This is a genomic window from Corallococcus terminator (assembly GCF_003611635.1).
In the GTDB taxonomy this organism is placed as follows: Bacteria; Myxococcota; Myxococcia; order Myxococcales; family Myxococcaceae; genus Corallococcus; species Corallococcus terminator.
Genome location: NZ_RAVZ01000081.1, coordinates 24910 through 31022 on the forward strand (window position 1 = coordinate 24910; position 6113 = coordinate 31022).

Consider the following 6113-nt stretch of genomic DNA (forward strand, 5'->3'; position numbering starts at 1 on the left):
TCACGGGCCACGGGCCGCGCGTAGAATCCTCGCCATGAACCTCTTTCGTGGCCTTGCGCTGCTGACAGGTGGGCTCGCGGTGCTCTCCGGGTGCGCGACGCTCGATACGTCGAACCTGTCGCCGTCGTGTCGCAGCCAGTACAACGCCTGTCTCGACAGTTGCCAGCCTTCCTCCCGGGTCGCCTTGCGGATTCCCCAGGACTCCGTGCAGGGACAGTCGGTGGGCCGCACTCCCGATACGCAGACGCCGGGGTGTGTCGACGAATGCAACCAGCAGGCGAAGACCTGCTCCTGAGGGGAATGGGCGCATGCAACCGGAGCACTCCGAAACCCTGGACGGCTCGACGCCGGACGTCACGCCGCTGGCGGCGGAGGTCGGAAGCCGTCAGCCGCTGAGCGCCTTCACGCTGCTGGCGGGAGGCGATGTGTTCGAAGCACGCGGAGGCCGCCCTCCCGTGGAGGGCCCCGCGCGTGCCCGCGCCTATGTGCAGGCGAAGCTGGAGTTCAAGACCTACGGTGCCCCCGCCGCGCAGGTGCAGCGGGTGCAGGAGGAGATCGCCCGGCAGCTCTCCGGCAACCTCGCGCTCATCGCCCGGATGGAGGCCGCCCGGCCCCTCACGCTGGAGCTGATCCCTCCCGGACACGCCCTGGCGAAGTATGGCTATCCGAAGGCGGTGTCACCCCGGGCCGCGGGCCTGTTCTGGGATCGTCCGGACTGGCCCCGGGCGCGCATTGCGTTGAGACAGGACCGGCTGGAGTCGGAGCAGTACCTCGTCTTCCACGAGATGGCGCATGCCATCCAGGGGCTGGCCTTCACGAAGGACGAGAGCGAGCTCATCTACCGCACCGTGCTGCGCACGTACCGCAGCCGCGCGGCGGTCGATGAGGTGTTCGCCATCTACAGCGAGCGCGAGTTCGTCACCGGCGTCTCCGCCCACGACCTGCGCGCGCCGGGGGTGTACGGCATGGCCCGTCAGCGGTGGAACGAGGAGCACCTCTTCACCCGCTTCGTGCGAAACCTCTACTTCCCCTACAAGCCCCTGGCGGGCGGCAACGCCGGTTCAGCGACCTCCAGCTTCGGCTGATCCGAGCCATACCGTCTCAGCTTGAGGGGCGACCGTGCTGCTCAGGCTTCCTCGTCGGGCAGGAGCGTGCGGAGAAGCTCGTCGTCGGGACCGAGTGGACGCCAGCCGGGCGGCGGTGGCAAGGCAAGGCAAGGCAAGGAGCGAATCGCCTGCCAGCTCCACGCGCTTCTCATGCGTGGACGGAGTGAATGCTCCCCATCGGGCGAGCACCTTGATCATCCGGACACGCGTGGCTTCGTCCTTCATTTCTGGCCAGCCTTCGGGAAAGTCTCCGGCCAACTCGCGCACGAACACATCCCTCACCAGGCGCGTCACCTTCCGACGCTGCTCCGCCTCCGCAAGCAACACACTGAAGACCTGAACTGCGGCCACATCGTCCTTGCCGAGTTCCTCGGCCAGTTCAATCAGCGGGACGGCAGGACGTGACTCGGCGAAAACCGAGAGGGAAGAGCAACCCCGCTCTCGGACCCGCTCATACAGACGGACCTTCCAGTTGCCCTCCCAGGACCGTCCGTCGGTCATCGCCTTCTCCCAGGAGTGAAGTTCAGCGGGATGTCGTACAACTTCATGAACTCCACCACGATGTCGAGGACCTCGTTTCGCGTCAACATCCGGCCCAATCGGGTCTCGGCCCTGCGAAGCTCCCTCATGACCAACTGGTTCCACTCGTTGGGCCAGGTGCGGCCTAGGCGCCAGTCCCCGCCACCGTGGATGGCCTTATGGTGGGCCCGCTCCAACCGGACACAGAACTGGTCGATGTCCATCGGGCCCTTGAAGCCGCGCTTCTCGAACCACTCGCGGTGTTCTTGCGGCAGGACATGATGCTTCGGAGCCTCGGACATGCCGGCTCCCGCTCTTCCCGTCTCGTGCATGCCGCGAACCTCGGGCCCCTCCCCCAGCGCCTCGCGCACGCCCTTCGGCAGGTCCCAGTGCGCCTGCGCCATCAACACCTGCCCCGCGCTGATGCGAACCGCGGCGCTGACCACGGGTGCGGAGAGGACGCCCGCCTGAACAAGACTGCGCATCCTCTCCACCCACTCGGCGGTGACGACCATGCGTGAACCCATCATCACGCCGCCCGAACCCATCACCAGCCCCACCCCCAGCGTGACGGGCGCGGCGGGCGGAGGCCTGGACAGCGTCGCCTTCAGCGCGGGATGAGTCTGCCACTTGAGGCAATGACGGTCGACGCGAAGTCCGGAGAGCCTCCACGTCGTGAACCCCGATGCTCTATCGCGTATGAGGCTCCAATGGAGCGAAACGAGGGGTGGACATCCCCACGTTCGTCGTCGAAGCCTTCAAGGAGCACCGGAGCCTGTGCGGGGCATCAGTGCCGCTCAGACGTCCTCGTCGGGCAGGAGCGTGCGGAGAAGCTCGTCGTCGGGACCGAGTGGACGCCAGCCGGGCGGCGGGGGCGAGGCACGGAGCGCAGCCCTGGCCTGGGTGACACGCTCCTCATGGGTCTCCGGGGTGTAGGCGGACCACGACCCGAGAGCCTTGGCGACCGCGAAGCGATTTGCGTCATCCAACACCGCCGGCCAACCGTCAGGAAGATTCTGGGACAAGATGCGAACGAGCACATCGCGCACAAAGCGCGTGACCCGCTTGCGCTGTTCCGCCTCGGCGAGCAAGCCGCTCAGCACCTGAACTCCAGCGACGTCGTCCTTGCCCAGCTCTTCTGCCAGTTCGACCAGGGGGACAGCGGGGCGAGCCTCGGCAAAGGCGGTGAGCGAGTCATAACCCCGCTCACGGACCCGTTCGTAGAGTCGGACCTTCCACGGACCTTCCCAGGACCGTCCGTCGGTCATCGCCGTCTCCCAGGAATGAATTTCATCTTGATGTCGTAGAACTTCATGTTCTCCGCGACGATGTTCAGGGTTTCATTCCGCGTCAACCTCCGCCCGATTTCCGTTTCGGAGTCGCGCAGCAGCTTCATGATCATCCGGTTCCATTCACCGGGCCAGGTGCGGCCCAGGCGCCAGTCTCCGCCCCCGTGGATGGCCTCATGGTGGGCCCGCTCCAACCGGACGCAGAACTGGTCGATGTCCATGGGGCCCTTGAAGCCGCGCTTCTCGAACCACTCGCGGTGTTCTTGCGGCAGGACATGGTGCTTCGGAGCCTCGGACATGCCAGCTCCCGCCCTTCCCGTCTCGTGCATGCCGCGAACCTCGGGCCCCTCCCCCAGCGCCTCGCGCACGCCCTTCGGCAGGTCCCGGTGCGCCTGCGCCATCAGCACCTGCCCCGCGCTGATGCGAACCGCGGCGCTGACCACGGGGGCGGAGAGGATGCCCGCCTGAACCAGGCTGCGCGTCCGCTCCACCCACTCGGCGGTGACGACCAGGCGTGAACCCATCATCACGCCGCCTGAGCCCATCACCAGCCCCACCCCCAGCGTGACGGGCGCGGCGGGCGGAGGCCTGGACAGCGTCGCCTTCAGCGCGGAGACCATCGTGAGCATTTCAAGGAATTGAGCCGCCGCGACAACCCGCCCCGCGCGCTCCATCGCCACACGCGCTCCTTCCTGGATGGATTGGAACTCGAGGCTGAGTTGTCCCATCAGCTCGGGCATCGCGGTCGCGGTGGCCTCCACCTGCCCGGCCTCCGTCGACGCGAGCGCCTTCATGGAGGGAGCCATCCGCCGCTGCACGCGGTCCAGGTCTATGAAGAGCCTCTCCATCCCGTAGTAGGGGCAATCCTGGCGCACCACCTCCGCGAGGCGGAGGAAGTCCACCCATGCCGCGAGCAACGTGGCCCCAGACATCGCGGCCTGGAGACGGGGACCCGTCATCTGGAGGAGACCCAGGGCCATGTCCGCATCCGAAACCGTCCCAGCGGTGTCCACGAGCAGGGTGGCATCCGCCAGTGCGCCACGGAGCCATTTCAGTTGGTGGGTGCCGTCGTCCGCATAGCGCGTGAAGGCGCCATCGGCCCCACTGAAGCCCCGCGTGTTCGCCGCAAGCGGAGGAAGCCTTCTGGCGCTGCCGGCCAGGGAGTCCCCCACCTCATTCATGGCATCGAGGACCGCCCGACGAAGCAGCAGGACCTCCGGCATTCCAATCCCAGAGGCGCTCTGGCGAGGGTGCACGATTTCGGCAGGTTCACCGCCTTGCGGCTCAACCCTCCGCCGACTTTCGCTGGCGGCATCCGACAAGGAAGTGCGCTGCCGGAGCGCACGCGCACCCCCTCTCCTGGTGGGCGCTTCGACTCCAGCGCAGCCCGTGACAAGCAAGGCCAGACACAACACCACGACCTTCGCACGCATCGTTCATCCCCCGGCGTCGCCAGAGGGTACACCGGGGCCCATGACGGCCCCGGTGTACAGTGGCCCTTCCAAGGGCGCGCCTACTGGATGGCGAAGATGAGCGTCACCTTCGCCTGCACCGTCTGCTCTTCCGGATGGATGGGCGTGGTGGGCGCGGAGCGCGACTCGGCCATGTCCATGGCGAAGGTGGCCGGGTACAGGCGCGGCGCTTCCGTCACCGTGCTCGCATCCAACACCGCGCCCAGCTTCACGTTGAGCGCCGTGGCCAGCACCTCCGCTGACTTGCGGGCTCGCGCCACCGCCTGCCGCAGCGCCTCGCCCTGCACCGCGTCCTCGCGGCTCAGCCCGAAGCGCACAGAGTCCACCCGGTTCGCTCCCGCCGCGAGCGCCTTGTCCAACAGCCCACCCACCTTCGTCAGGTCCGTCACGTGGACGCTGACCAGGTTGCTCACCCGGTAGCCCTTAAGCTTCGGCTCCCCTCCCTGCGGCGGCGCCGGCGTGTATTCGGGATAGACATTGTAGTTGCGCGTCTGGAGGTCCCGCTTCGCGATGCCCGCGGACGTCAACGCCGCCAACACCTTCTCCATCCGCTTCGCGTTCTCTTCGCCCGCCGCCTTCGCGTTCGGCGCGGACGTCTCCACCGCCACATCGATGAAGGCCTCGTCCGGCTGCGCCTTCACCTCGCCCGTGCCCTCCACGCGCAACGTGCGCACCTGCGGATCCACGGGGGGGCGCGCCTGGGGCGAACCGGGCGGCTGTGACTGCGCGGCGGCGGTGAAGCCCGCGAGCACCACCAACGTCGACAACATCCTGCGAACCGTGGACATGGCGCCTCCTTCCAAAGGCTGGGGACCTTCCTCGCCTCTAGCGCGAAAGCCCCTCATGCCTCCAGGACGGCCCGGGCCCGGCGGACATTCACCGGGCCCGCGACGTCCTGCGCCAGACGGTCGCTCAGTGCGGCAGCGACTCGCCCGCGGAGTCCATCGTCATGGTGGGCTCCGGCTTGCGCGACGGACGCCGCGTGGCCTTGCGCACCTGCGTCTCCGCCTTGCGCCGCGCCGTGCGCAGCGCGTCCCGGCCCATGTCCATCACCGCGGACACCGCGCCCGCCAGCAGGTTGCCCGGCGGCGTGTCCGGCGCGGCCGGGTGCGGGTGCGTGGGCGCCGCCCGCTTCGCCAGCTCCAGCGCCTCGCCCACCTGCCGCAACTCCTGCGGCTTGAAGGTCTTCTTCACCTCCGGGAACAGGTACTGCTCCTCCTCGGTGACGTGGGCGCGCACGTTCTCCATCAGCACGTGCATCTTCGCGTCGAAGCGCTCCGCCTCCGGCGGCATCGTGTCCAGCTCCGACAGGAGCCACTTCACGACGTGGTGCTCCTCCAGCGCGCGCAGCACGTCCGCGGAGAGGTCCTCCGCCCGCGCTCGCACCGCCGGGTAGAAGACCTGCTCCTCGATGGCCGCGTGCACCGACAGCTCGCGCACGATGTCGTCCACCAGCTTGCGCTTGTGCGCCAGCGCGTGGTCGCCCGCCTTCTCGAACTTGCGGAACAACTGCTCCACCGTCTTGTGGTCCGCCTTCAGCAGCATGATGGCATCCATCGGCCGTCTCCCTTCCAGCAACGGGGGCCCGCGCCTCCCCCTCCCGAATGCGCAGGAGTCCCTCTCCCTGGCGCAGCGCGGCACGTTCCGAATGGTGGGGATGAATTCCCGCCCGTGCCCACCGTGCGGACGCGAGGGGCGAGGGAGCGCGGGTGGGCACGGGCGGGAAT

At 68.1% G+C, this 6113-nt stretch carries 6 protein-coding genes and 2 pseudogenes; 2 read left to right on the plus strand and 6 right to left on the minus strand.

Annotated features, from left to right (window positions below; genetic code table 11):
• Positions 1-34: 34 nt before the first annotated feature.
• Together D7V88_RS42595 and D7V88_RS14230 are read left to right on the plus strand one after the other, a co-directional pair.
• Entirely contained in the window at positions 35-295 is a 261-nt protein-coding gene (locus D7V88_RS42595; RefSeq protein ID WP_147448734.1) for a hypothetical protein, read from the plus strand.
• 13 nt (positions 296-308) lie between these two features.
• A complete protein-coding gene (locus D7V88_RS14230; RefSeq protein ID WP_120541183.1) occupies positions 309-1085 on the plus strand; it encodes a hypothetical protein in 777 nt (258 codons plus the stop codon).
• A gap of 41 nt (positions 1086-1126) precedes the next feature.
• Here D7V88_RS14230 and D7V88_RS14235 read toward each other — a convergent pair.
• The 6 genes and pseudogenes from D7V88_RS14235 to D7V88_RS14260 form a co-directional block, all read right to left on the minus strand.
• Positions 1127-1607 (minus strand): annotated as a pseudogene (locus D7V88_RS14235) (NUDIX hydrolase).
• A pseudogene (locus D7V88_RS14240) lies at positions 1604-2236 on the minus strand (DUF2380 domain-containing protein); the annotation flags it as partial. The pseudogenes D7V88_RS14240 and D7V88_RS14235, both read right to left, overlap by 4 nt.
• Positions 2237-2422: 186 nt before the next feature.
• Positions 2423-2893 carry an NUDIX hydrolase gene (locus D7V88_RS14245; protein ID WP_120541185.1) on the minus strand — a complete coding sequence of 157 codons (471 nt, stop codon included), beginning with the start codon at positions 2891-2893 and terminating at the stop codon, positions 2423-2425.
• Entirely contained in the window at positions 2890-4095 is a 1206-nt protein-coding gene (locus D7V88_RS14250) for a DUF2380 domain-containing protein (RefSeq protein ID WP_341870677.1), read from the minus strand. The genes D7V88_RS14245 and D7V88_RS14250 overlap by 4 nt, the downstream gene beginning before the upstream one ends.
• Before the next feature lie 332 nt (positions 4096-4427).
• Positions 4428-5174 carry an SIMPL domain-containing protein gene (locus tag D7V88_RS14255; protein ID WP_120541187.1) on the minus strand — a complete coding sequence of 249 codons (747 nt, stop codon included), beginning with the start codon at positions 5172-5174 and terminating at the stop codon, positions 4428-4430.
• Between the two features lie 124 nt (positions 5175-5298).
• Positions 5299-5943 carry a hemerythrin domain-containing protein gene (locus D7V88_RS14260; RefSeq protein ID WP_120541188.1) on the minus strand — a complete coding sequence of 215 codons (645 nt, stop codon included), beginning with the start codon at positions 5941-5943 and terminating at the stop codon, positions 5299-5301.
• Positions 5944-6113 lie beyond the last annotated feature (170 nt).

Excerpts from the sequence above, each read along its gene's own strand:
- D7V88_RS14245 (WP_120541185.1), bottom strand. The coding sequence starts at position 2,893 with ATGACCGACGGACGGTCCTGGGAAGGTCCGTGGAAGGTCCGACTCTAC.
- D7V88_RS14260 (WP_120541188.1), bottom strand. The coding sequence starts at position 5,943 with ATGGATGCCATCATGCTGCTGAAGGCGGACCACAAGACGGTGGAGCAG.
- D7V88_RS42595 (WP_147448734.1), top strand. The coding sequence starts at position 35 with ATGAACCTCTTTCGTGGCCTTGCGCTGCTGACAGGTGGGCTCGCGGTG.
- D7V88_RS14255 (WP_120541187.1), bottom strand. The coding sequence starts at position 5,174 with ATGTCCACGGTTCGCAGGATGTTGTCGACGTTGGTGGTGCTCGCGGGC.
- D7V88_RS14250 (WP_341870677.1), bottom strand. The coding sequence starts at position 4,095 with ATGAATGAGGTGGGGGACTCCCTGGCCGGCAGCGCCAGAAGGCTTCCT.
- D7V88_RS14230 (WP_120541183.1), top strand. The coding sequence starts at position 309 with ATGCAACCGGAGCACTCCGAAACCCTGGACGGCTCGACGCCGGACGTC.